This window comes from Sinorhizobium sp. GQ132 (assembly GCF_059758575.1).
This window is the reverse complement of the sequence record NZ_JCAXDX010000010.1, coordinates 60269-83760: the sequence shown is the minus strand read 5'-3', so window position 1 is coordinate 83760 and position 23492 is coordinate 60269. Positions and strand designations below refer to the sequence as shown.

Here is a 23492-nt window from a genome sequence, read left to right as displayed (position 1 = left end):
CCCGATCAACGATAAAAACCCGATAACGGGAACATCCGTAAGGATGGATTAGGGGAAAGAGGCATTGCATGGCCATTGGCGTCACCAACGCGCCTGAACGAAGCACGTCCTCGGGATCGATCATCAACGATCCTCAGGTGCGCGGGATATTCTATCAGGCAATCACCATCATCATCCTCGCAGCGCTCATCTACTGGATCGTCGACAACACCGTCGACAACCTGAGACGCGCGAACATCGCATCCGGCTACGACTTCGTTAGAAGCCGCGCCGGCTTCGATGTCGGACAATCGCTGATTTCATTTACCAGCGATTCCACCTATGGCCGCGCCTTGCTGGTCGGCTTCGTCAACACGTTGCTCGTCGCAATTACCGGAATCATCACGGCGACGATCATCGGTTTTATCGTCGGCATCGGACGCCTTTCGCATAACTGGATCATCGCCAAGCTCTCGCTGGCCTATGTCGAGGTGTTCCGCAACATCCCGCCGCTGCTCGTCATATTCTTCTGGTACAGCGGGGTGCTTTCGATATTGCCGCAGGCACGAGATGCGCTTGCCCTGCCCTTCGATATCTTTCTGAGCAATCGCGGTGTCGCCTTTCCGAGGCCGATTGCCGAAGAGGGTGCAGGATACACGCTCCTCGCCTTTGTTATCGCCGTCGCCGCAAGTGTGTTCTTTGCCCGTTACGCGCGCCAACGGCAGTTGGCGACCGGCGAGCGCCTTCCCGTCCTGTGGACCGTGCTCGGACTGATCATCGGCCTGCCGCTGGTCACTTTTCTCGTGACCGGTGCGCCGATCACCTTCGACATTCCCGTGGCGGGCAAGTTCAACCTCACGGGCGGTTCGGTCGTCGGACCGGAGTTCATGTCGCTGTTCCTCGCGCTTTCCTTCTACACGGCAGCCTTCATCGCCGAAATCGTCCGGGCCGGAATCCGCGGCGTTTCCAAGGGCCAGACGGAGGCGGCGCATGCCCTCGGCATACGCCCGGCGCTGACGACGCGCCTCGTGGTCGTGCCGCAGGCGATGCGCATCATCATTCCGCCGCTGACCAGTCAATATCTCAACCTCACCAAGAACTCGTCGCTGGCGGTTGCCATCGGTTATGCCGACCTCGTCGCCGTCGGCGGCACCATCCTCAACCAGACCGGACAGTCGATCGAGATCGTAAGCATCTGGCTCATCGTCTATCTCAGCCTGAGCCTCGCGACGTCGCTGTTCATGAACTGGTACAACGCCCGAATGGCGCTGGTGGAGAGGTGAGATCATGAGCACGAATCAGGCCTCTTTCGTTCGCGCTTCGATGATCGAAGCTTCGCCTGCCCCGTCGCTGGAAAGCGGTGTCGTCTCCTGGCTGCGAAAAAATCTGTTCGCCACGCCCAAGGACACGGCCCTGACGATCATCAGCCTGCTCATCCTGGCATGGCTGGTGCCGCCGGCAATCCAGTGGCTCTTCATCGATGCCGCCTGGACCGGGGGCGGCCGCGGCGTCTGTGCCACGCTCTCGCAAGGCGGCACGCAGCCGGAAGGCTGGAGCGGCGCCTGCTGGGCCTTCGTCAACGCGAAATTCGCCCAGTTCCTTTTTGGCCGCTACCCGCTCGATGAGCGCTGGCGTCCGGCGCTCGTCGGCATCCTTTTCGTCTTGCTGCTGGTGCCGATGCTGATACCGAGAATCCCATACAAGGGATTGAACGCGCTTCTGCTGCTGGTCGCCCTGCCTATCCTTGCGGCGATCCTCCTGCCCGGCGGCTGGTTCGGCCTCACCTATGTCGAAACGCCGCTCTGGGGCGGCCTGATGGTCACCCTGGTCCTCTCCTTCGTCGGCATCGCAGTTTCGCTGCCGCTCGGCATCCTGCTGGCGCTTGGACGCCGATCGAACATGCCGGTGATCAAGATGCTGTGCACCGTCTTCATCGAAGTCATCCGCGGCGTTCCATTGATCACGGTGCTGTTCATGGCCAGCGTCATGCTGCCGCTGTTCCTGCCGCAGGGCGTCACTTTCGACAAGTTCCTGCGCGCCCTGATCGGTGTGTCGCTCTTTGCCTCCGCCTATATGGCGGAAGTCGTACGCGGCGGTCTGCAGGCAATTCCGAAGGGCCAGTATGAGGGCGCCGATTCGCTGGGGCTCAGCTATTGGCAGAAAATGGGCTTCATCGTCCTGCCGCAGGCCCTGAAGCTGGTCATTCCCGGTATCGTCAACACATTCATAGGCCTGTTCAAGGACACATCGCTCGTGTCGATCATCGGCATGTTCGACCTGCTCGGCATCGTTCGCCTGAACTTCAGCGATACGAACTGGGCCAGCGCCGTCACGCCGCTGACCGGTCTTATCTTCGCGGGCTTCGTCTTTTGGCTTTTCTGCTTCGGCATGTCACGCTATTCAGGCTTCATGGAACGCCTGCTCGACAGAAGCCAGCGGTAAAAAAAGGGGAAAAGAAAATGGCAAATACCGCCACTGCACCGAACTTGGCCGTCTCGACGACGGATGTCGCGATCGAAATCACCAACATGAATAAATGGTACGGTGATTTCCACGTGCTGCGCGACATCAATCTCAGGGTCATGCGCGGCGAGCGCATCGTCGTCGCTGGCCCGTCGGGCTCCGGCAAGTCGACGATGATTCGCTGCATCAATCGGCTCGAGGAACACCAGAAGGGCAAGATCGTCGTCGACGGCATCGAACTCACCAACGACCTGAAGAAGATCGACGAAGTGCGCCGGGAAGTCGGCATGGTCTTCCAGCACTTCAACCTCTTCCCGCATCTCACGATCCTGGAAAACTGCACGCTGGCGCCGATCTGGGTCCGCAAGATGCCGAAAAAGGAAGCCGAGCAGGTGGCGATGCACTTCCTGGAGCGCGTGAAGATTCCGGAGCAGGCGCTCAAATATCCAGGCCAGCTTTCGGGCGGTCAGCAGCAGCGCGTCGCCATCGCCCGCTCGCTTTGCATGCGGCCGAAAATCCTTCTCTTCGACGAGCCTACCTCTGCGCTCGACCCGGAAATGGTCAAGGAAGTGCTCGACACCATGGTGGGACTCGCCGAGGAAGGCATGACCATGATCTGCGTCACCCACGAAATGGGCTTCGCCCGCCAGGTCGCCAACCGCGTGATCTTCATGGATCAGGGCCAGATCGTCGAACAGAACTCGCCGGCCGAGTTCTTCGACAATCCGCAGCACGAGCGGACCAAGCTGTTCCTCAGCCAGATCCTGCACTGATCCTCCAACCGCTCGAAATGACTGCGGCCCGCTTTTACGGCGGGCCGTTTCGTTTGAACTGCAGGCCGAGACCTCGCAGAAGCCTGCCGTTCTAGGCCGAAATATCAGCCCTGGTTCGTTTTGTCTCGCCGGCAAAGAGGGCGAGCCCGGGATCTGATCTACGGACTCCAGTTGCTAAAACGCACCAATTATGGTACTGAAAAAGGTTCCACCAACGGTCTTGAGTAAGAGGGCATTATGCAGCGTGTAGAAGCCTCTGTAGCCGTGAGCGTTTCCGACTTGAAGAAGAGTCCCACGGCGGTAATGGGCGAGGCCCAAGGCGAAGCCGTGGCCGTGCTGAACCACAATCGCGTCATGGCCTATCTGGTGCCTGCCGAGGTCTACGAATCCATGCTTGAGCGGCTGGACGATCTCTATCTTGCCGAGCTCGTGAAAGAGCGAGCGGAGGAAAAGGGCGAGCCGGTCGATATCGATGCCCTATAGCCTCGAATTCCTGCCGTCTGCTCGAAAGGAATGGGACAAGTTAGGCGCGACGATCCGGCAGCAGTTTGTAAAGAAGCTGCGTGAGCGATTGGAGCGTCCCCGCATTCCGAGCGCCGCGCTAAGCGGAATGCCCGACCACTACAAAATCAAACTGAGACAGCTTGGCTACCGTCTCGTCTACAGGGTCGATGATGGCACTGTCATTGTGTTGGTCGTGGCAGTCGGGAAGCGAGAACGGGGGGACGTCTACAACACAATGCGAGCACGCGGGCGTTAGATCGCCGGACCTCGCATCATAGGCCAACTAAGCGCTCCCATCTTTTGAAACTACGCACTTCCGGACGCAGCCGGAACGCCCGCCACGAGTCCCTTCGCCCCGCTTGGGGGGAGAAGGTGCCGGCAGGCGGATGAGGGGCGAAATTTCTTTAGAGCACTTCAAGGAAGAGTGTGTGACGGTTTTCCGTCCGGAAGTGCGTTGAATCAGATGGTTAGAGCATTTCAAGGTTTCTATGAAACGTTGAAATGCTCTAGGAGGACGCTATTGCCCACGGCAGCAGGGATCAGCCGACGAACGCACGTTCGATGACGAACTCTGCCGGCTTGTTGTTGGCGCCTTCCGTCAGGCCGGCGGCTTCGAGGATTTCCTTGGTATCCTTCAGCATGGCAGTGGAGCCGCAGATCATGCCGCGGTCGATCGCGGGATCGAGCGGCGGGAGGCCAAGGTCGGCGAAAAACTTGCCGTTGGTCATCAGGTCGGTGATCCGGCCCTTGAAAGGATATTCCTCACGCGTCACCGTCGCGTAGTGCCGGAGCTTGTCGCCGACGATCTCGTTCAGGAATTCGTGGTTGCGGATTTCCTCGACAAGGTCGAAGCCATATTTCAGCTCCGCCACGTCGCGGCACGTGTGGGTGAGGATGACCTCCTCGAACTTCTCGAAGGTCTCCGGGTCGCGGATGAGGCTCGCAAAAGGCGCGATACCCGTGCCCGTCGAAAACATATAGAGCCTGCGGCCAGGCACGAGCGCATCCAGCACCAGCGTGCCCGTCGGCTTTTTGCGCATCAGCACCTGGTCCCCGGGCTTGATCCCCTGCAGATGCGACGTCAGCGGTCCGTCAGGCACCTTGATCGAGAAGAATTCCAGTTCCTCGTCCCAGGCCGGGCTCGCGATCGAATAGGCACGATAAACGGGCTTGTCGCCAACCATCAGGCCGATCATCGCAAATTCGCCCGAGCGGAAGCGGAACTCCTGCGGGCGCGTCATGCGGAAGCGGAAGAGCCGGTCGGTGTAGTGTTCGACGCTCGTCACCGTTTCAGCGAAGACGCCTGCCGGAGCCTGTACCGCGAAATCTTCTTTTTTTGCCGGAGCATTCATCGTGACCACAGTCCTATAAATGGTGACGCTGTTTATCAACTACAAGCGGATATTCCAACCCATGCCGAATTGAAAGGAAATCCCTTCCAAATATAGTCGCTTTCGAGGATTTCGGCTTGCTTCACACTGTCGCGGCCGCGCCGCTCACGAGACGCGGCGCCAGCTGTAGGAATTGGCGTTGACGGACGGCTTTGCCGTCGGCTGGTAGTGGTTGGAAATGCCCGGCAGCCGGCCCTCCGAAAGCCGCTTGATCGCCGTGGCGTTGGTTACGGCGAAGCTGTCGACGCCGCAACGCAGCATAAGCGGGATCGGGTCGATCAGCACGTCGCCGACGGCGCGAATTTCGCCCTGGTAGCCGAGCCGCGAACGCAGCAGCGAAGCATGGCTGAAGGACCGGCCGTCGCTGAAAGCCGGAAATGCCACCGCCACCAGCGCTATCCTTTCGAGATAGGGCTGAAGACGCATCACGTCGTCTGCGGGGTTGATCAGAACGCCAAGCTCCGAGGCATCGCTCTCCGCAACCGCAGCCAGGAAGGCGTCGATGTTCAGGATCGCCTTTTCGTTCGACCCGGCTTTGGTCTCGTCGGTTTCGATCACCCAGGGATCGTCGTTCACGAAGCCCGTTTCTTTCCAGATTTTCGTCATCTTATGCTGTCCTTTGATCACGCCGCCGCCTGGGCACCGCCGCCATAGAGCGCGTCCTTGAAAGGCTGCGGCCCCACCCGGCGATAGGCTTCGAGGAAGGTCTCGGACTTGTCCCGGCGCAAGCCGAGATAGGTGTCGACGATCGTCTCCACCGCGTCGGTCACTCTTTCCGGCTCGAAGCCGCGGCCGATGATCTCTCCGATCGATGTATGTTCATCACCGGAGCCGCCGAGCGTGATCTGATAGAGCTCCGCGCCCTTCTTCTCGACGCCCAGAAGACCGATATGGCCGACGTGATGATGGCCGCAGGCATTGATGCAGCCGGAGATCTTGATCTTGAGCTCGCCGATTTCGGCCTGCCGCTCGGGCGAGCCGAAACGGTTCGAAATCTCCTGCGCGACCGGAATCGAGCGTGCATTGGCAAGCGCACAGTAGTCGAGCCCGGGACAGGCAATGATGTCGGTGATCAGCCCCGCATTGGCGGTGGCGAGGCCGGCGGCGACCAGGGCGCGATAGACCGGCTCGAGGTCCGCCAGCGCCACATGCGGCAGGATCAGGTTCTGCTCATGGCTGACGCGTATCTCGTCGAAGGCATATTCCTCGGCGATATCGGCGACCGCATCCATCTGTTCGTGGCTCGCGTCGCCCGGAATGCCGCCGATCGGCTTCAGCGAGATCGTTACCATGCCGTAATCGGGATGCTTGTGCGGCTGAACGTTCTGGTGCACCCAGCGGGCAAATTCCGGATCGGCCTTCTTCCAGTGGGCGAGACTGCCCCAGCCCTCGGGCCGATTCGGCAGCATCGCCGGCGCAAAATAAGCAGCAATCGCCTGGATATCCGCATCCGGCAGCTTCAGTTCCGTGTCCTTCAGATTGGCGAATTCGACCTCCACCTGACGGGCCAGTTCCTCGGCACCGGTCTCATGAACCAGGATCTTGATGCGCGCCTTGTACTTGTTGTCGCGGCGACCATGAAGGTTGTAAACGCGCATGATCGCGGTCGTGTAGGAAAGCAGATCCTCTTCCGGCAGGAAGTCACGGATCTTTTTGGCGATCAGCGGCGTGCGGCCCTGCCCGCCGCCGACATAGACGGCAAAGCCAAGCTTGCCATTCTCGTCCTTCTTCAGGTGCAGGCCGATGTCATGCACCTGAATGGCTGCGCGGTCGCGCTCGGCGCCGGTCACCGCGATCTTGAACTTGCGCGGCAGGAACGAGAACTCCGGATGGACGCTCGACCATTGCCTGAGGATTTCGGCATAGGGGCGCGGATCGGCGACTTCGTCCGCAGCGGCACCGGCGAAATGGTCCGCCGTCACATTGCGAATGCAGTTGCCGGAGGTCTGCAGCGCGTGCATCTCCACGCTCGCCAGCTCCTGGAGGATATCAGGCGTATCGGAAAGGCGCGGCCAGTTGTACTGGATGTTCTGGCGGGTGGTGAAATGTCCGTAGCCGCGGTCATATTTGCGGGCGATATGGGCGAGCATCCGCATCTGCCGGCTCGAGAGCGTACCATAGGGAATGGCGACGCGGAGCATATAGGCATGGAGCTGCAGATAGACGCCGTTCATCAGGCGCAGCGGCTTGAACGCATCCTCCGCGAGTTCACCGGACAACCGCCGCTGGACCTGGTCCCGGAACTGCTCGACGCGTGCGGAAACGAAGGCGTGGTCGAATTCGTCGTAACGATACATGGCTTCTCAGGTCCTCAGGCAGCAACATTCTTTGGGCCTGCAAGCCCACTATATCCGGGAGCGTAGGGGATCGACGGCCCTTCGGCACGGATCCGCTCACGCATGCGCAACGGCCGCAGCGTACCGTCGACTTCCTCGACGTCGACAACGTTGACGTCTACCACTTTATTCTCGTCGAACGAGCGCTTTCCGGTCGCCTCCAGGGCGGCGACGGCCTCCGCATGGCGAGCGACGAAGGCATCCTGCAACGACTCCACCCAGTTGCCGGAAGCGTCGAGCCAGACGGAAATGCCATCCGCCAGACGGTTTGCCGTCAGAACCTTTTCCACCATCGCGTCGTCCTCAGTTCCAAATCTGTTCGGTGCGTTTCGCTGAAACTTTGCCGGCACCGCTATACTTGATGCGGCCGGCCGCCAGCGGCTCGGAGCGTTCGAAATTCGCGCCCGCCACCGCTTCGCCGATGATCACCATGACCGGCCCTTCCAGTTCCGTGCGGGCCTCCAGGTCCGGCAGATCGCGGAGCGTTCCGTGCAGGAGACGGCGCTCGGCACGACTCGCATTCTCGATGACAGCGACGGTCGTGTCCTGCGGCAGACCGGCCTGCATGAGCCGCGAGGCGACGGAAGCCGCAACGGTGCGGCCCATATAGACCGCAATCGTCGCGCCGGAAACAGCCAGTCGCGCCCAATCGGGAAGAACGCTGCCTGTCAAATCGTGGCCCGTCGTGAAAACCAGCGACGACGCCACGCCGCGCAGCGTCAGCGGCAGTTCGAAATCGGCGGCCGCTGCAAAGGCCGATGTGATCCCCGGCACCACCTCGTAGCTGATGCCGGCGTCACGCAGCGCCGCCATTTCCTCGCCTGCCCGGCCGTAGACCAGAGGGTCGCCGGATTTCAGCCGGACGACGCGCTTGCCTTCGCCGGCAAGCTTCACCAGCAACTGATTGATCTCGTCCTGCGATTTGGAATGGCAGCCCTTGCGCTTGCCGACCGAAAGCCGCTCAGCGTCGCGGCGGCCCATGTCGACGATCGCTTGCGGCACCAGCGCGTCATAGACGATGGCGTCCGCTTCCATCATCACACGCTGCGCCCGGAGCGTCAGCAGGTCTTCGGCGCCCGGCCCGGCGCCGACCAGCCACACATGGCCGGCCACGCCGCCCGCGGCATCCAGAAGCTTCGAGGCCTCCCGGCGTGCGGATGCAAGATCGCCGACCGCGACGTGATCCGCCACGGGCCCCGAGAAGAAGCGGCGCCAGAAAACACGCCGCGCGACGCCGCGCGGCACGAGGCGGTCGACGGCGTCGCGATAGTTGGCTGCCAGAGAGGCAACGATACCCAGCGACGGCGATAGCAATTGATCGATCTGCGCGCGGATCATCTGAGCCAGAACCGGCCCTGCCCCTTCTGTGCCGATCGCAACTGCGACGGGCGCCCGGTTGACGAGTGCCGGCGTCAGGAAATCGCAATAGTCCGGCTGGTCCACGGCATTTGCGGGGATTTTCCGCTCACGCGCCGCAGTCACGACAACGCGGTCGAGCGCCGCATCGCCGGTTGCGGCAAAGACGAGGACGGCGCCTTCCACCTGATGAGCCCCAAAGGGTTCGCGCACGGTCTCGATATTGTTGGCATCCAGAAAAGCCTCGAATGCCGGTTCCGGCCGATCCGCATAGGCGACGATGCGCGCCTCGGTGTTCAGCAGCAACCGCACCTTGGCGAAGGCCTCGTCCCCATTGCCGAACACCGCCACGCTTTTCTGCGCGACGCGAAAGAATGCCGGAAAGACGGACAATTTCTGCGACATGACGAGGGGACGGCTCCTTTTGCAGGCTGCGGCGAATATCCCCTATAGGCCGCAACAATTGAAGGAACAGAAATTTCAATGCTTTTCCGGTCACGTATTGTTTTGCTCGACAGCCGATCTTTTTGAGCAAATATCTCCGGAGCCCTGAACCACCGGTGGTTCGGCCATTGCGCCGGGTGGTCGACCTCCGTTAAATGCCGGCTCAAGCAGGAGACCGAGACATGAGACAAACCCAACTGGCAGAGCGCCTGCTGACCGTCATCGAAGAGGACATACTTCCGCTCACCGAGAAGGGCGTAGCCGACGGCAACAAGGTGTTCGGCGCCGCTATCCTGCGCAAGTCCGATCTGTCGCTGGTACTGGCCGAAACCAATAACGAGACCGAGAATCCGCTGTGGCATGGCGAGGTGCACACGCTCAAGCGCTTCTACGAGATGGCCGAGACGCCGGACACGCGCGAGCTGATCTTCCTGTCGACGCATGAGCCCTGCTCCATGTGTCTCTCGGCGATCACCTGGGCAGGTTTCGATAACTTCTACTACTTCTTCAGCCACGAGGATTCGCGCGACAGCTTCGCTATCCCGCATGACCTGAAAATCCTGAAGGAGGTCTTCCGCCTCGAACCGGGCGGCTACGCCCGGCAGAATGCATTCTGGAAATCGGCGTCCATCGCGACACTGATGCAGGAGACCGATCCGGAAACGCGGCAGCGGCTCACCGGCCAGGACGCCCGCATCCGGGCACGCTACGATCGTCTGTCCGATACCTATCAGGCGAGCAAAGACACCAACGCCATACCGCTGAACTGAGCCATGGAAGCCTCCCGCGACATTCAACGCCTGCTCGACATCATGGCCGCGCTCCGCGACCCGGAGACAGGCTGCCCTTGGGACGTCGTGCAGACGTTCGATACGATCCGGCCGTACACGATCGAAGAGGCCTACGAGGTCGCAGACGCGATCGAGCGTCATGATATGGACGACCTGTGCGACGAACTCGGGGACCTTTTGCTGCAGGTGGTGTTTCACGCACGCATGGCCGAGGAAGCCGGCGCGTTTTCCTTCGGCGACGTCGTCGAAGCCATCACGCGGAAGATGATCCGCCGCCATCCGCATGTTTTCGCCCGCTCCGACGCCGACACCGCCGAGGCGGTGAAGCTGCAATGGGACGAGATCAAGCAGGCCGAGAAAGCCGACCGGCGACAACGGCGCCTGCAGCGCGGCGCGTCGCAAGAGGAGCATGCCGGCCATCTCGGCTCGATCCAGCGCAGTTTTCCCGCGTTGGTCGAAGCGCTGAAGCTGCAGGAACGGGCGGCAAGGGTCGGCTTCGACTGGTCCGAGCCTGAGCCGATCCTCGACAAGGTCGAGGAGGAAATCGGCGAGCTGCGGCAGGCACTGAAGGACGGTGACCGGGGGAAGGTCGCGGACGAGCTCGGCGATCTGATCTTCGCGCTCGTCAATATCGGCCGCCATGTCGGCACCGATCCGGAAATGGCGCTGCGCGGCACCAATACCAAGTTCCGGCGCCGTTTCGGACACATCGAAAAGGAACTGGAAGCCGGAGGCGAAACGCTCGACGCGGCATCGCTGGAGCGCATGGAAGAACTCTGGCAGGCGGCGAAGGCTATCGAAAGGCAGCTGACCTAGGCTTGCGGCGCTATCCGCTGCGTCATTGCCGTTCCTTGTATCTGCCTGTCACAGGAATCCAGCAGACCAAGTCATTGGAGTGGAAAGACTCTTTCGCGCCGCGGACGCGGCGCTGCTGGATCCCTGTGACGAGCACAGGGATGAGGGTGGAAGGGGTGCGGTCCTTCAGAAAACTTCTCACAGCCCGTGCGGATAGTGGACGAAGGTTTCCGTCACACCCGTGCCCTCCTCATTCCTGTGCTTGTCACAGGAATCCAGCCAGACCAAGTCCTTGGGCTGGAAAGACTCTTCCGCGCCGCAGACGCGGCGCAGCTCTCATCCCTGTGACGAGCACAGCGATGAGGGAGGAAGGGGTGCGGCCCTCGGCGCGTTTCATAAACCGTGAAGATAGTGAGAGATATCTTCCCATTCCGGGTTTAATTCTTCTATCAACTTAAGCTTCCACTTCCTCGGCCACTTCTTCATCGTCTTCTCCCGCATGATGGCGGAAGTCAGCAGGTCGAACTCCTCGAACCATACCAAGGTCTTCACGCCGTATCTGGACGTGAATCCAGGCGTCAGATCGTTCTGGTGCTCGAGGAGGCGGCGCGGCAGGTCCCGGGTTACGCCCGTGTACAGCGTCCCGTTTCGCTTCGATGCGAGAATGTAGACGTAACCTTTCATTGCGTGAAAGGTTGACCATTCCCTCGCATATTCGCAAGCAGAAGTTGTAGCGCCCAAACCTCCCCGGCCCTCATTCCTGTGCTTGTCACAGGAATCCAGCCAGGCCAAGTCATTGGACTGGAAAGACTCTTCCGGGCCGCAGACGCGGCGCTTCCCTCATCCCTGTGACGAGCAGAGGGATGAGGGTGGAAGGTCCTCGGAAAACTTCTCATGGCCGTGCGGGAAATCAGGGAATGGCGCAATACGCCAGGATGCTACCAATCCTCTTGGACGGCCTTCGGGCCGTTGCCCAGCCGCCTCTCGAGTTCGGTGGCCTCTCCCTCCGTCAGACGGAGATCCAGGCTCACGCGTCCGTCTTCGAGATCTTCGCGGCCGTCGACGATCGCATGCTGGTAAACCCAAGGCAGCAACTGTAGCTGATCGAGACCCAGAACGACGGTGCACTCGGTCATGACGCCCGAAAGACGCCGGCCTATTTCAGCGAGAAGATCGTCCACACCTTCGCCGGTCATGGCCGAAACCGCGACCGTGTTGTCGGCGCTCGCGGCCTTCTTCACCAGCGCTTCGCGCACTTCCGGCTCGACCTTGTCGATCTTGTTCCAAACCTCGACAATGCGCTCGGCCCCCTCCTTCTCGTCAATGCCGAGATCGGCCAGGATACGCAGCACATCGCTTGCCTGCGCCTGATTATCCGGATCGGACAGATCGCGCACATGCAGGACCAGGTCGGCCTCGAGTACCTCTTCCAGCGTCGCCCTGAAGGCGGCGACCAGATGCGTCGGCAGATCGGAAATGAAGCCGACGGTGTCGGAGAGGATGACCATACGCCCATGCGGCAGTTTCAGCCGCCTCAGCGTCGGATCCAGCGTGGCGAAGAGCATATCCTCGGCGAGCACACCGGCCCCGGTCATCCGATTGAAAAGCGTCGATTTGCCCGCGTTTGTATAGCCTACCAGCGCGACGATCGGATGCGGCACCTTCTTGCGCTTCGACCGATGAAGCTGGCGCGTGCGCCGCACCTGCTCCAACTCGCGCTCCAGTTTGACGATCCTGTCCTGCAGCAGCCGGCGGTCGGCCTCGATCTGCGTTTCGCCGGGCCCGCCCATGAAACCCGCGCCGCCACGCTGCCGTTCGAGGTGCGTCCAGCTGCGGACCAGGCGGCCCTTCTGATAATTGAGATGTGCGAGATCGACCTGCAGCGTGCCCTCCCTGGTGGAGGCGCGCCGGCCGAAGATTTCCAGAATGAGGCCGGTGCGGTCGATGACCTTGGCGTTCCATTCCTTCTCGAGATTACGCTGCTGGACGGGCGTCAGCGGGTGATCGACGATCACGAGCCCCGCATCCTTTTCGCTCAGAACGTGGCCGATCTCCTCGATCTTGCCGGTGCCGAGCAGCGTGCCCGGTTTCGGCTGGGCGACGGGAACGATCATGCCGTGAACGACGTCGAGGTCGATGGCGAGCGCCAGGCCCGTCGCCTCCTCCAGCCGGCTTTCGTCCGAACGCGTGGCGGGCTGCGCAACGATATCGGCAGACGCCTTTCCGGTTTTTTTCAGGATCGGAACGACGACGACGGCACGCGAATCATCACGGAGCGTCTCGAGCTCCGGAATGATCGACGACGATTTTGAATCACGCTTGGTAATGTTCCTCACACCCCGTCAGGAGGCAGCTTCCTCATTCTCGAACATCTGCAACGGCTGGCCCGGCATGATCGTCGAGATGGCGTGCTTGTAGACGAGCTGAGAATGACCGTCGCGGCGCAACAGCACACAGAAATTGTCAAACGATGTTACGACACCCGTCAGCTTGACGCCGTTGATGAGGAAAATGGTCAAAGAAATCTTTTGCTTGCGGACCGTGTTGAGAAAGAGATCCTGCAAGTTTTGAGAACGTTCCGCCATCGCGCCGCTTCTTTCTTATTTGCCGGCGTTCTTGCGCCGGTGCATTTTGTTAATTCTTAAGGTGTCACGTACGATCCCGGCACCTCCGCAGGGTTTGGTATCAAATCACCGTCTTTTCCGCAATGTCGAAAAAGGCCTCGCGAATATTCTGTGCTATGCTTCCCGGATGACCGTTGCCGATCGTCTTTCCGTCCACGGAAACGACGGGAAAGCAGATGCTGGTAGCAGCGGTGATGAAGACCTCCCGCGCCGCGAGCATTTCTTCCACGGAGAAAGCCTTTTCCTCGATCTTGAGGCCCAGCGGCTTGGCTACGTCCATCAGGGTGGTGCGGGTCACGCCGCGCAGAATGCCGTTCTCCGCCGGACGGGTGCGCAACGTCCCTTCACGGTCCACGATCCATACATTCGTCGCCGCCCCCTCTTTGACCGTGCCGTCCACGTCGACGAAGATCGCCTCTTGCGCGCCCGCTTCCTTCGCCCGCTGACGGGCAAGCACATTCGGGAGAAGGCCGACGCTCTTGATGTCGACGCGGTCCCACCGGTTCTCCGGCACCGTTATCGCAGATATGCCCTCGGCATTCTTCCGGGCGATCGCCCCGGGGTCCGTGCGCTTGGCGGTGACGACGATCGACGGCGGCGTGTCCGCATCAGGGAAAACATGATCCCGCCGCCCGACGCCGCGGGTCACCTGCAGATAGAAGAGCCCGTTACGGACTCTGTTTCGGCGCAGCACCTCCCGGATGACATGGATCAGCGCCGCACGGCTCATCGGCCAGCCTATCCTGAGTTCGCCCAGGGATCGCCCAAGGCGGTCGAGGTGCCGGGTCAGGTCGATGATGAAGCCGTGGCGCACCTCGCAGACCTCGTAGACGCCGTCGGCAAACTGGTAACCGCGGTCCTCGACGTGAATGGCGGCTTCGGCGTGCTGGACGTAAGTGCCGTTGACATAGGCGATTCTCGGCATGGCTGAGGCCCTCAGAAATATTGAATGCTGACGCGGAAGAGCTGTTCGACATCGCGGACGGTCTCGGCGGCCGCGAGGAGGACCACGCGGTCCTTCGCCTTGATCCGCGTGTTGCCGTCCGGGCGCACATAGGCCTTGTCGCGATAGAGCGCGCCAATGCGGATGCCCTCCGGCAATTCGAGCTCGCGCAGCGCCTTGCCGACCAGCGGAGAGGTTTCGAGCGCCTCGGCCTCGATCACCTCTGCCATGCCGTTCTGCACTGCATAGACCGACCGGATGCGGCCTTTTCGCACGTGCTGCAGCACACGCGAGATGGTGACGGCGCGCGGATTGATATAGGCATCGACACCGGCGGCGCCGGCGAAGTCCTGATAGGCGGGTTCGTTGATCAGCACGAGGGTCGACTTCGCTCCCAGCCTCCTGGCAAGCATGCTTCCGAGGATGTTGATCTGATCGTTATTCGTCAGCGCGACGACGAGATCCGCCTCCTGGACATCCGCTTGCGCCAGGATCCGCTGATCCATGGCCGAGCCGTGGAGGACCACCGTGCTGTTGAGCTTATCGGCGACGAGCACGGCGCGGTCACGGTCATTTTCGACGAGTTTCACCCGCATGCGCGGCTGCTGTTCCTCGATCGTTCGGGCGACGAAATAGCCGATATTGCCGGCGCCGAGGATGATGATCCGCCGCGCCTCCTGTTCCTCATGGCCGAAGAGCGCCAGCGTGCGGCGGGCATGGTCGCGGTCGCAGACCACATAGGCGAGATCGCCGGTCTTCAACTGGTCGGAGGAATGCGGAACTATCAGCTTGCCATCCCGGAAGATACCGGTGACGGTCGCGTGCAGATCGGGAAAGAGCTCGCTCAATTGCTGCAGAGGCGTGTCGACGACGGGGCAGTCTTCCATACATTCGATCGCAACCATCGCGATCCGATCATCCGCGAAGCGCACCACGTCGGTGGCACCGGGAAAGGAAATGCGGCGAAGCACAAGCCGCCCTACCTCGATTTCCGGAGAGATCGTCACGTCGATCGGGACGTTCTCGCGCGAAAAGAGGTCGGAATATTCGGGCGCCAGATAGCTCTGCGCGCGGATGCGGGCGACCTTGGTCGGTACGTTGAAAATCGCGTGCGCTACTTCGCAGGCGACGATGTTGACCTCATCGTACAGCGTTACCGCGATGAGCATGTCGGCCTGATCGGCGCCCGCCCTCGCCAGTACATCCGGGTGCGCCCCGTGGCCGACGTAACCGCGCACGTCCAGCGTCTCGGTTATGTAGGCAATCAGCGCGGCCGACGTATCGATCACCGAAACGTCGTTATTCTCGCGCGACAGCCGCTCGGCGATGCCGTAGCCGACCTGCCCTGCCCCGCATATGATCACCTTCATCGCTGTTCCTTACGTCTGGGACGGATCTGCAGATGGCTCTAGAGCACTTCCAGCAAAAGTGTGTAACGGTTTTCCGTCCGGAAGTGCGTTGGACCAAAGGGTTGGAGCGTTTCAGTGTTTCCATGAAACATTGAAATGCTCGAGATGGGGCGAAATACGCCCCTTCCGTTTTCAATTACACGCCCAACGACTTCAGCTTGCGATGAAGGGCGGAGCGCTCCATTCCCACGAATTCCGCAGTGCGCGAGATATTTCCGCCGAAGCGGTTGATCTGGGCGATCAGATAATCGCGTTCGAACATCTCGCGAGCCTCCCGCAGCGGTAAGGTCATGATGTGCTGATCGCTCTGCGCCGAGATCTTCGGCAGGGTGTCCCCCACCTCGTTCGGCAGCATGTCGGCGGTGATCGGCGTATCGGGACCGTCGCTGCGCGCAAGGATCATCAGGCGCTCGATGTTGTTGCGCAACTGGCGGATATTGCCGGGCCAATCATGCGCCTGCAGCACGGCCAGCGCATCCTCGCCTATCTTGCGGGGGCGGATGCCGGCCTGTTCGCTTACCTGTCGCATGAACATGTCGACCAGGAAAGGGATGTCCTCGCGCCGCTCCGCAAGAGCGGGAACGCGCACCGGAATGACGGCGAGCCGGTGATACAGGTCCTCGCGGAACAAGCCCTCGGTGATCATATTCTCGAGATTATAGGCGGTCGAGGAAATGATGCGGACATCGACCTTGACGCGCTTGGAGCCGCCGACCCGCTCGAACTGCTGATCGACGAGGACGCGAAGGATCTTGTTCTGCGTTTCGCGCGGCATTTCGCCGACCTCGTCCAGGTAGAGGATCCCCCCATGGGCCTCCTCGAGCGCACCGGTGCGGCGCGGCTGCCCCGCGGTTCCTTCGGTCCCGAAAAGCGCGATCTCCATTCTGTCGGGCGTGATCGCAGCCGCATTGAGAGCCACGAAAGGACCGTTGGCACGCGCGGACTTACGATGGATCATCCGCGCGACCAGTTCCTTGCCGGAGCCGGACGGTCCCTGGATCATGATGCGGCTGTTGGTCGGCGCCACTTTCTCGATCATCTGGCGCAGCTGCGACACTGCAACCGAGGTTCCGATCAGCTCCACCGGATCGCCCGACTTCCTTTTCAGCTCGGAGACTTCGCGCTTGAGCTTGGAATTCTCGAGCGCCCGCTCGGCGATCAGGATCAGCCGGTCGGCCTTGAACGGCTTCTCGATGAAATCATAGGCTCCGCGCTTGATCGCGGAGACGGCGGTTTCGATGTTGCCGTGACCCGAGATCATCACCACCGGCAAGTCGGGGTGGCGGTTCTTGATCTCGTCGAGCAGTGCCAAACCGTCGAGCTTGCTTCCCTGCATCCAGATGTCCAGGAAGATCAGGCGCGGCACACGGTCGTTGATGGCCGCGAGCGCACTCTCGCTGTCGAAAGCGGTCCGCGTTTCATGGCCCTCGTCCGACAGGATTCCCGAGACGATCTCGCGAATATCCTCCTCGTCATCCACAACCAGAATATCAGCCGCCATTGGTATTACCCTTATCCTTTAAATTATCTTCGCCCCCGGTCTCGCCGGCAGGCGGCAGAACCACCCGGATCATCGCCCCGGCGCCGCCGTCGAAGTCCGGCGGTGCGTCGTGCAGTTCCAGTTGCCCGCCGTGGTCCTCGATGATCTTCTTGACGATAGCGAGGCCGAGACCGGTGCCCTTATCCCGCATCGTCATGTACGGCTCCAGAATTCGGTGCCGGTTCTCGGTCGGAAGCCCCTTGCCGTTGTCGATGACGTCGACCACGAACCGGCCGGTGGTATCATCGCGACGGGATCGGATGAGGACCTTCGGCGCGCCTCGCGACGTTCCCGCGGGCACGGCTTCGATCGCCTCCACCGCGTTCTTGACGAGATTGCCGAACGCCTGACCCAGCATGCGGCCGTCGAACTGCCCCTCGAGCGGTTCGTCGCCGAAATCGCGGACGAAGTTGATGTGGGTGTTGCCCATCTCACGCAGGAATACGGCGTCCTTCAGGATGGCCCGCAGGTCGGACTTCTCCTTCGTCGGCTTCGGCATGCGCGCAAAGGCGGAGAATTCGTCGACCATCCGGCCGATGTCCTCGACCTGGCGCACGATCGTTTCGGTGCACTGGTCGAAGACCGCACGATCCTCCTGATCGATCTGCCTGCCGTAGCGGCGTTTCAGCCTCTCGGCCGAGAGCTGGATCGGCGTCAGCGGGTTCTTGATCTCGTGCGCAATGCGGCGAGCGACGTCCGCCCAGGCGGTGGAGCGCTGCGCGATTACCAGATCCGTGATGTCGTCGACGGTGATGACATAGGAGCCATGCGATTCGTCGCCCTCCTCCCGCGTCACCTGAACATTCATCGTGCGCTCGGTGCCGCCGCGCATGATGTTGATCTGCTTGCGGTAATCGTTGCGGTAGCGGCTCTCGGCCTCAACCAGAACCGCTTCGATTTCCGGCGCCACGTCGCTCAAATTCGCGCCGATGAGCTCCGGCGCCGCCTTTTTCAGCATCCCTTCCGAAGACGGATTGAAGATGGTGATCCGTCGATCCCTGCCGACGCCGATGACGGCTGCCGTCACGCCGGAGAGCACTGCCTCGATAAAGCGGCGGCGTTGGTCGACCTCGTCCTTCGCCACCAGGATCTGATCCTGCTGGGTCCGAATTTCGCTCACCATCTTATTGAACGTGCGCGACAGGTTGCCGACGTCGCCGTCGACGGCGCGCACGGGAACGACGACGTCGAGATTGCCTGAAGCGACGCTGTCGGCCGCGCCGATCAGCTGCCGGATCGGCCGGACGATGCGGTCGGCGACCGCAATGGCCGTCCAGATCGCCGCCAGCAGCACGATCAGGGCAAAACCGATGTAAAGGACGCCGAAGGCGATCTGCAGGGAGGTACGCCCGGCCTCGAGCGTCTTGTATTCCGCAGTGTTCTCTTCCATCAGCCGCATCGATCGCATGACTTCCGGATCGACGTTTCTGACGGTGTAGAGATAGGTGCCCGGAATGTTTTCGAGCGGAATGACCGCCCCCACCAGATTGGTCACGCCCGGAGGGATAAGCGTCGGCTGGCCGGCAATGGTGCTTTTCAGTGCGTCCTGCGGGATCGCCGGCAGCGGACGATCGGTCGAAATATTGGCTTGGAGTATGGCGCTGCCGTCGGCGCGCACGAGGAATGCGCCGAGCATGCCGCGCCCCCTCGCCTGCCGTGTCATCAGCTCGACGAAGCCGGTACGGTCGAGGCTATAGAGCTGGCGATTGCGCTCCAGGTCGTTGGCCATCGACACCGTCTGACCCTGAAGGTAGCTGGCATTCTCGAGGACATAGGCCTGCGCAACGTTCAGGGAGGAACGGACGATCGCCTGCGTACGCAGCGAGAACCAGCGGTCGAGGCCGACATCGAGGGTAATGCTGGCGAAGATCGCGACGAGGATCGCCGGCGTGATCGCGACGATCGAGAAGAGCGCGACGATGCGCACGTGCAGACGCGCTGCGGCTCTTCCCTTGCTGCGCGCCCTGAGCAGCCTGAAGATTTCGCGTGCGATGAGATAGATCAGGCCCACAACGAAGAGGCCGTTGATGCCGGCGCAGGCGATCACGATGTTTCTCTCGGGACGGATCGGCGTCAGGCCGAGAAGAACGAGCAGCGACAAGGTGGCGCAGATCAGGGCGCCGGTGGCGAGCATAAGTCCCGGCAAGGCAAAAGAGGCTCGCCGATCCTGGGCAGCAGTGACTCCGTCCTCCGTGCCCAATGGCAAGGCCATTCCATCCACCATGAAAAGTGCTACCCCCAACCGGCGTACCGACGACACCGGCATACGCCTGCGTCCCGGACCGAGACATTGAACCTTACAGCGCCGCGTCTCCTTTCGGACACGCAAAGCTCCCCGCCCGCACCGGTCTGATCGACGGGCTGCGACCGAGCGCCGGCGAATCGACGCTTATGCGAGGTTCAAGCAACGCATTGTGGCGAAAATGCAACGGTGTTGCATCTCAGTCAAGCGCTACGCGAGCTGCGGTACACCGAGACCCCGAGTTCGCGGATCTTCTTGCGCAGCGTATTGCGGTTGAGACCCAGGAGGTCGGCCGCCTTGATCTGGTTGCCGCGGGTCGCCGTCAGAGCCGCGAGAATCAGAGGATATTCCATTTCAGCAAGGACGCGGTCGTAAAGGCCGGAGGGCGGTAAGGCATCGCCAAAGCTCGCGAAATACTGCCGCATGTTCTCCTCGACCGCCTGCGATATCGACAGCGAGCCCGAGCGCGCCGAAGTCTTCTCGATCGGGCTGTCCGGTATCTCCGAGCGCAGTTCGTTCTCGATGATTTCGCGGGTAATGACATCCTGTGGATAAAGTGCCGTCAGACGGCGAACGAGGTTCTCGAGTTCGCGCACATTGCCCGGCCAGGGATGCGCCTTCATCAACTCCAGAGCCTCCTGATCGAAGCGCTTGACGTCGAGCCCTTCCTTTTCGGCCTGCTGGACGAAATGGCGGACAAGGTCCGGGATGTCTTCGGCGCGGTCTCTCAGGGGCGGCAGACGCAGCGGCACGACATTCAGGCGATAGTAAAGGTCCTCGCGGAAAAGGCCCTGATTGATCGATTGTTTCAGGTCCTTGTTGGTGGCGGCGACGATGCGGACATCCGAGCGGATCGGCGTGCGTCCGCCGACGGTCGTATATTCGCCCTGCTGCAGCACGCGCAGGAGACGCGTCTGCGCATCCATCGGCATGTCGCCGATTTCGTCCAGGAAGAGCGTCCCCCCCTCGGCCTGCTCGAAACGACCGGTGGAGCGCGTCTGTGCGCCGGTGAAAGCCCCCTTCTCATGACCGAACAGTTCCGACTCAATGAGGTCGCGCGGGATCGCCGCCATGTTGATGGCGACAAAGGGGCCGTTTCTCCGCTTGCCATAATCGTGCAATGCACGGGCAACGAGTTCCTTGCCGGTGCCGGACTCGCCGGTGATCATCAGCGTGAGGTCGGTCTGCATCAGCCGGGCAAGCACACGGTAGATTTCCTGCATCGCGGCGGAACGGCCGACGAGCGGCATCCCGTCCTGCGAATCGTCCTCGAGCTTCGAGGGCCGCCGCTTGGGTTCGGCGAGCGCCCGGCCGATGATGCCGATCAGCTCCGTCAGATCGAAGGGCTTCGGCAGATAGTCGTAAGCGCCCTTCTCCGAAGCCTTGATGGCCGTCATGAAGGTATTTTGCGCGCTCATCACGAGAACCGGCAGATCCGGCCGCGCCTTCTTGATCCGCGGCAGGAGATCGAAGGCGTTTTCATCCGGCATGACGACATCGGTCACGACCAGGTCGCCGTCGCCGGCCGCTATCCAGCGCCAGAGGGTTGCAGCATTGGAGGTGATGCGCACATCGTATCCGGCACGGCTGAGCGCCTGGTTCAGCACGGTGCGAATGGCAGCGTCGTCATCCGCGACGAGGATCGTTGCGCCCGTCATCCATCGGTTCCTTTTGTCATCGGAGTTTCGTCATCGGCCGCCAACCCCTTGGATGCCGGCATGAGAACGCGGAAGGTCGTGCGGCTATGCTGGCTGTCGCATTCGACGATGCCGCCGTGGCCGCCGATGATCTTGGCCACAAGCGCCAGGCCGAGACCGGACCCGTTCGTCTTGGTGGTGATGAACGGGTCGAAAAGATGCGGCAGCAGATCGGGGGGGACGCCTGGACCGTTGTCATGCACGCAGAATTCCAACGGCAGCGAAATCTTTTCGCGCGTTCCGGCGACCGACAGGCGAATGCCCGGCCGATAGGCCGTTGTCAGCAGAATCTCGCCGTCCGACCTGTCGCCGATCGCCTCGGCCGCATTCTTGATCAGATTAAGGAAGACCTGAACCAACTGGTCGCGGTTTGCGAAAACCGGGGGAAGCGACGGATCGTAATGTTCCGAGATCTTGATTCTCCGGGCAAAGCCGGCCTTGGCGATCGCCTTGACGTGGTCGAGCACCGCATGGATGTTGAGCGGCAAGCGGTCGACCGGGCGCTCGTCCGAGAAGACCTCCATCCGGTCTACGAGCGAGACGATGCGGTCGGTCTCGTCGCAGATCAGTCTCGTCAGGGCGCGATCCTCGTCATTGACGGAGGTTTCCAGGAGCTGCGCGGCGCCGCGAATGCCCGAAAGCGGATTCTTGATCTCGTGGGCGAGCATGGAAGCAAGGCCGGTGACGGACCGCGCTGCGGCACGGTGGGTGAGTTGGCGGTCGATCTTGTCCGCCATGGACCGCTCCTGGAAGACGATCACCACCGATCCGGGTTGCGACAGTACCGGGGCCACATAAAGGTCGACGAGCTTGTCGGCTCCAAGGCGCGGAGAGCTGAGGTCCACCCGGTACTCGTTGACCGCCGCCCGCCGCTCGCGAACCTGCTCGATCAGCGTCAGGAGCGGGCTGCCGAACGGAATGAAGGCGCTGATCTCGTGCCGCGCAAGATGGTTGGCGCTGGCCCCGAAGAAGGATTCGGCCTCCCAGTTCGCGAAGGCGACGAAGCCATTCTCGTCCACCAGGATGACCGGATTCTGGATCGCGTTCAGCACGGCCATGGAAAGATCGTTGGCGCCTTCCACCGGTGCCGTTGCCTTCTCCGTCATGCCGCAATCTCCTCCCTCGCCGCCGCATCGCCGGAGCGAGCAATGGCGGCTACCACGCTGTCGCGTACGAAAGCCGTATCGGTCGATGTCAGAATCGCGGCCTTCTCCGAAGCGGGAAGCTCGGGCGCGAAACGATCGAGATACCAGCCCGCGTGTTTGCGGGCGGTCCGCAGCCCGACCTCCACGCCGTAGAATTCCAGCATCATCTCGTAATGCTCCGCAAATATGCAGGCGACGCCCGACGCATCCGGGTGAGCCGCAGCGCCGGCGAGAACGCCGGCATGCCACGGCCGCCCCTGGCACGATCGACCGACCATGACGGCGTCCGCACCCGACCGGCGCAGGATCTCGTGCGCATCGGCAACCGAACCCACATCGCCATTGGCAATCAGCGGGACGGAGACCACCTCGCGGACGGCCCGAATCGCATCCCAATCGGCCTTGCCGTTGTAGAATTGCATGCGTGTGCGTCCATGAATGGTGATCGCCTTCACGCCTGCCTCCTCGGCCCTGCGGGCAATCAGCGGCGCATTGATCGAATTCTCATCCCAGCCGAGGCGCATCTTGAGCGTTACCGGGACCGTGGCTGCGTTGACCGTCGCTTCGATCAGCGAAAGCGCGTGATCCGGATCGCGCATCAGCGCAGATCCGGAATAGCCGCCGGTGACCTTCTTCGCAGGGCAGCCCATGTTGATGTCGATGATATCGGCGCCATTGGCCTCGACGATCCTCGCCGCCTCGGCCATCCAATGCGCCTCACGCCCGGCGAGTTGCACGATGTGGGGGTCGATGCCGGAATTCTTCAGCCGCGCCCAGGATTCGGCGGCATTACCGACCAGTTCGCGGCTCGCCACCATCTCGGTCACGACGAACCCGGCCCCGAAACGCCAGGCAAGCGTACGAAAGGGCAGATCCGTCACGCCGGACATCGGCGCGAGCGCTACGCGATTGCGGATTTCGACATTCCCGATCAGAAGCGAGGGTGAAAAAGCCGTCGAGGGCAAATGCATATCTTTCAGGCACATGAAAATCTTGCACTATTTTTAGACATTGTTCTTCTGCTTGCCAAGCCTTTTCGACGCGCGGGACAAAATTCCTC

General features: G+C 61.6%; 22 protein-coding genes. 7 read left to right on the top strand and 15 right to left on the bottom strand.

Features of this window, described 5'->3' with window-relative positions; genetic code table 11:
• The first annotated feature begins 68 nt into the window (after positions 1–68).
• From AC6CIG_RS22830 to AC6CIG_RS22810, 5 genes are all read left to right on the top strand, one after another.
• Positions 69–1262: an amino acid ABC transporter permease gene (locus tag AC6CIG_RS22830; RefSeq protein WP_018097780.1), complete on the top strand. Its 1194-nt coding sequence runs from the start codon at positions 69–71 to the stop codon at positions 1260–1262.
• Positions 1263–1266: 4 nt separating this feature from the next.
• A complete protein-coding gene (locus tag AC6CIG_RS22825) occupies positions 1267–2421 on the top strand; it encodes an amino acid ABC transporter permease (RefSeq protein WP_018097781.1) in 1155 nt (384 codons plus the stop codon).
• Between the two features lie 17 nt (positions 2422–2438).
• Positions 2439–3215, top strand: a complete 777-nt coding sequence (locus AC6CIG_RS22820) for an amino acid ABC transporter ATP-binding protein (protein ID WP_018097782.1) — start codon at positions 2439–2441, stop codon at positions 3213–3215.
• A gap of 237 nt (positions 3216–3452) precedes the next feature.
• Positions 3453–3698, top strand: coding sequence for a type II toxin-antitoxin system Phd/YefM family antitoxin (locus tag AC6CIG_RS22815; RefSeq protein ID WP_026168897.1), 246 nt, complete (start codon positions 3453–3455; stop codon positions 3696–3698).
• On the top strand, positions 3688–3975 hold the full coding sequence (locus AC6CIG_RS22810; RefSeq protein ID WP_018097784.1) for a type II toxin-antitoxin system RelE family toxin: 288 nt from the start codon (positions 3688–3690) through the stop codon (positions 3973–3975). Before AC6CIG_RS22815 ends, AC6CIG_RS22810 begins: the two co-directional genes overlap by 11 nt.
• A 283-nt stretch (positions 3976–4258) precedes the next feature.
• Here AC6CIG_RS22810 and AC6CIG_RS22805 read toward each other — a convergent pair whose 3' ends face one another.
• The 5 genes from AC6CIG_RS22805 to cysG form a co-directional block, all read right to left on the bottom strand.
• A complete protein-coding gene (locus tag AC6CIG_RS22805) occupies positions 4259–5071 on the bottom strand; it encodes a ferredoxin--NADP reductase (protein WP_018097785.1) in 813 nt (270 codons plus the stop codon).
• Between the two features lie 144 nt (positions 5072–5215).
• The gene (locus AC6CIG_RS22800; RefSeq protein ID WP_018097786.1) at positions 5216–5716 is read right to left on the bottom strand and encodes a DUF934 domain-containing protein; all 501 of its coding nucleotides are present in this window, start codon (positions 5714–5716) and stop codon (positions 5216–5218) included.
• Between the two features lie 17 nt (positions 5717–5733).
• Positions 5734–7407 (bottom strand): nitrite/sulfite reductase, encoded by a 1674-nt coding sequence (locus tag AC6CIG_RS22795; RefSeq protein WP_018097787.1) that lies wholly within the window; start codon positions 7405–7407, stop codon positions 5734–5736.
• 14 nt (positions 7408–7421) lie between these two features.
• Entirely contained in the window at positions 7422–7739 is a 318-nt protein-coding gene (locus AC6CIG_RS22790) for a DUF2849 domain-containing protein (protein WP_018097788.1), read from the bottom strand.
• Between the two features lie 10 nt (positions 7740–7749).
• Positions 7750–9207 (bottom strand): siroheme synthase CysG, encoded by a 1458-nt coding sequence (gene cysG / locus AC6CIG_RS22785; RefSeq protein ID WP_127710784.1) that lies wholly within the window; start codon positions 9205–9207, stop codon positions 7750–7752.
• Between the two features lie 221 nt (positions 9208–9428).
• Between cysG and AC6CIG_RS22780 the strand changes: the two genes are divergently transcribed.
• Both AC6CIG_RS22780 and mazG read left to right on the top strand, forming a co-directional pair.
• Positions 9429–10016, top strand: a complete 588-nt coding sequence (locus AC6CIG_RS22780) for a deaminase (RefSeq protein WP_127710782.1) — start codon at positions 9429–9431, stop codon at positions 10014–10016.
• A 3-nt stretch (positions 10017–10019) separates the two neighbouring features.
• Positions 10020–10853, top strand: a complete 834-nt coding sequence (gene mazG, locus AC6CIG_RS22775; RefSeq protein WP_127710780.1) for a nucleoside triphosphate pyrophosphohydrolase — start codon at positions 10020–10022, stop codon at positions 10851–10853.
• 372 nt (positions 10854–11225) lie between these two features.
• Here mazG and AC6CIG_RS22770 read toward each other — a convergent pair whose 3' ends face one another.
• The 10 genes from AC6CIG_RS22770 to dusB all read right to left on the bottom strand — a co-directional run bounded on the left by AC6CIG_RS22770 (position 11226) and on the right by dusB (position 23418).
• Positions 11226–11516 (bottom strand): GIY-YIG nuclease family protein, encoded by a 291-nt coding sequence (locus tag AC6CIG_RS22770; RefSeq protein ID WP_100673929.1) that lies wholly within the window; start codon positions 11514–11516, stop codon positions 11226–11228.
• 254 nt (positions 11517–11770) lie between these two features.
• Positions 11771–13168, bottom strand: a complete 1398-nt coding sequence (hflX, locus tag AC6CIG_RS22765; RefSeq protein WP_018097794.1) for a GTPase HflX — start codon at positions 13166–13168, stop codon at positions 11771–11773.
• Positions 13169–13174: 6 nt separating this feature from the next.
• On the bottom strand, positions 13175–13417 hold the full coding sequence (gene hfq / locus AC6CIG_RS22760) for an RNA chaperone Hfq (protein WP_003535434.1): 243 nt from the start codon (positions 13415–13417) through the stop codon (positions 13175–13177).
• 100 nt (positions 13418–13517) lie between these two features.
• A complete protein-coding gene (locus tag AC6CIG_RS22755) occupies positions 13518–14381 on the bottom strand; it encodes a D-amino-acid transaminase (RefSeq protein WP_018097795.1) in 864 nt (287 codons plus the stop codon).
• Between the two features lie 11 nt (positions 14382–14392).
• The gene (trkA, locus tag AC6CIG_RS22750; RefSeq protein WP_018097796.1) at positions 14393–15769 is read right to left on the bottom strand and encodes a Trk system potassium transporter TrkA; all 1377 of its coding nucleotides are present in this window, start codon (positions 15767–15769) and stop codon (positions 14393–14395) included.
• 175 nt (positions 15770–15944) lie between these two features.
• The gene (gene ntrX, locus AC6CIG_RS22745) at positions 15945–17309 is read right to left on the bottom strand and encodes a two-component system response regulator NtrX (protein WP_018097797.1); all 1365 of its coding nucleotides are present in this window, start codon (positions 17307–17309) and stop codon (positions 15945–15947) included.
• The gene (gene ntrY, locus AC6CIG_RS22740) at positions 17299–19614 is read right to left on the bottom strand and encodes a two-component system sensor histidine kinase NtrY (RefSeq protein WP_018097798.1); all 2316 of its coding nucleotides are present in this window, start codon (positions 19612–19614) and stop codon (positions 17299–17301) included. The genes ntrX and ntrY overlap by 11 nt, the downstream gene beginning before the upstream one ends.
• A gap of 179 nt (positions 19615–19793) precedes the next feature.
• Positions 19794–21248: a nitrogen regulation protein NR(I) gene (ntrC, locus tag AC6CIG_RS22735; RefSeq protein WP_437407786.1), complete on the bottom strand. Its 1455-nt coding sequence runs from the start codon at positions 21246–21248 to the stop codon at positions 19794–19796.
• A complete protein-coding gene (locus AC6CIG_RS22730; protein WP_437407787.1) occupies positions 21245–22393 on the bottom strand; it encodes a two-component system sensor histidine kinase NtrB in 1149 nt (382 codons plus the stop codon). The genes ntrC and AC6CIG_RS22730 overlap by 4 nt, the downstream gene beginning before the upstream one ends.
• A complete protein-coding gene (gene dusB / locus AC6CIG_RS22725; protein ID WP_018097801.1) occupies positions 22390–23418 on the bottom strand; it encodes a tRNA dihydrouridine synthase DusB in 1029 nt (342 codons plus the stop codon). Before dusB ends, AC6CIG_RS22730 begins: the two co-directional genes overlap by 4 nt.
• Positions 23419–23492: the final 74 nt, after the last annotated feature.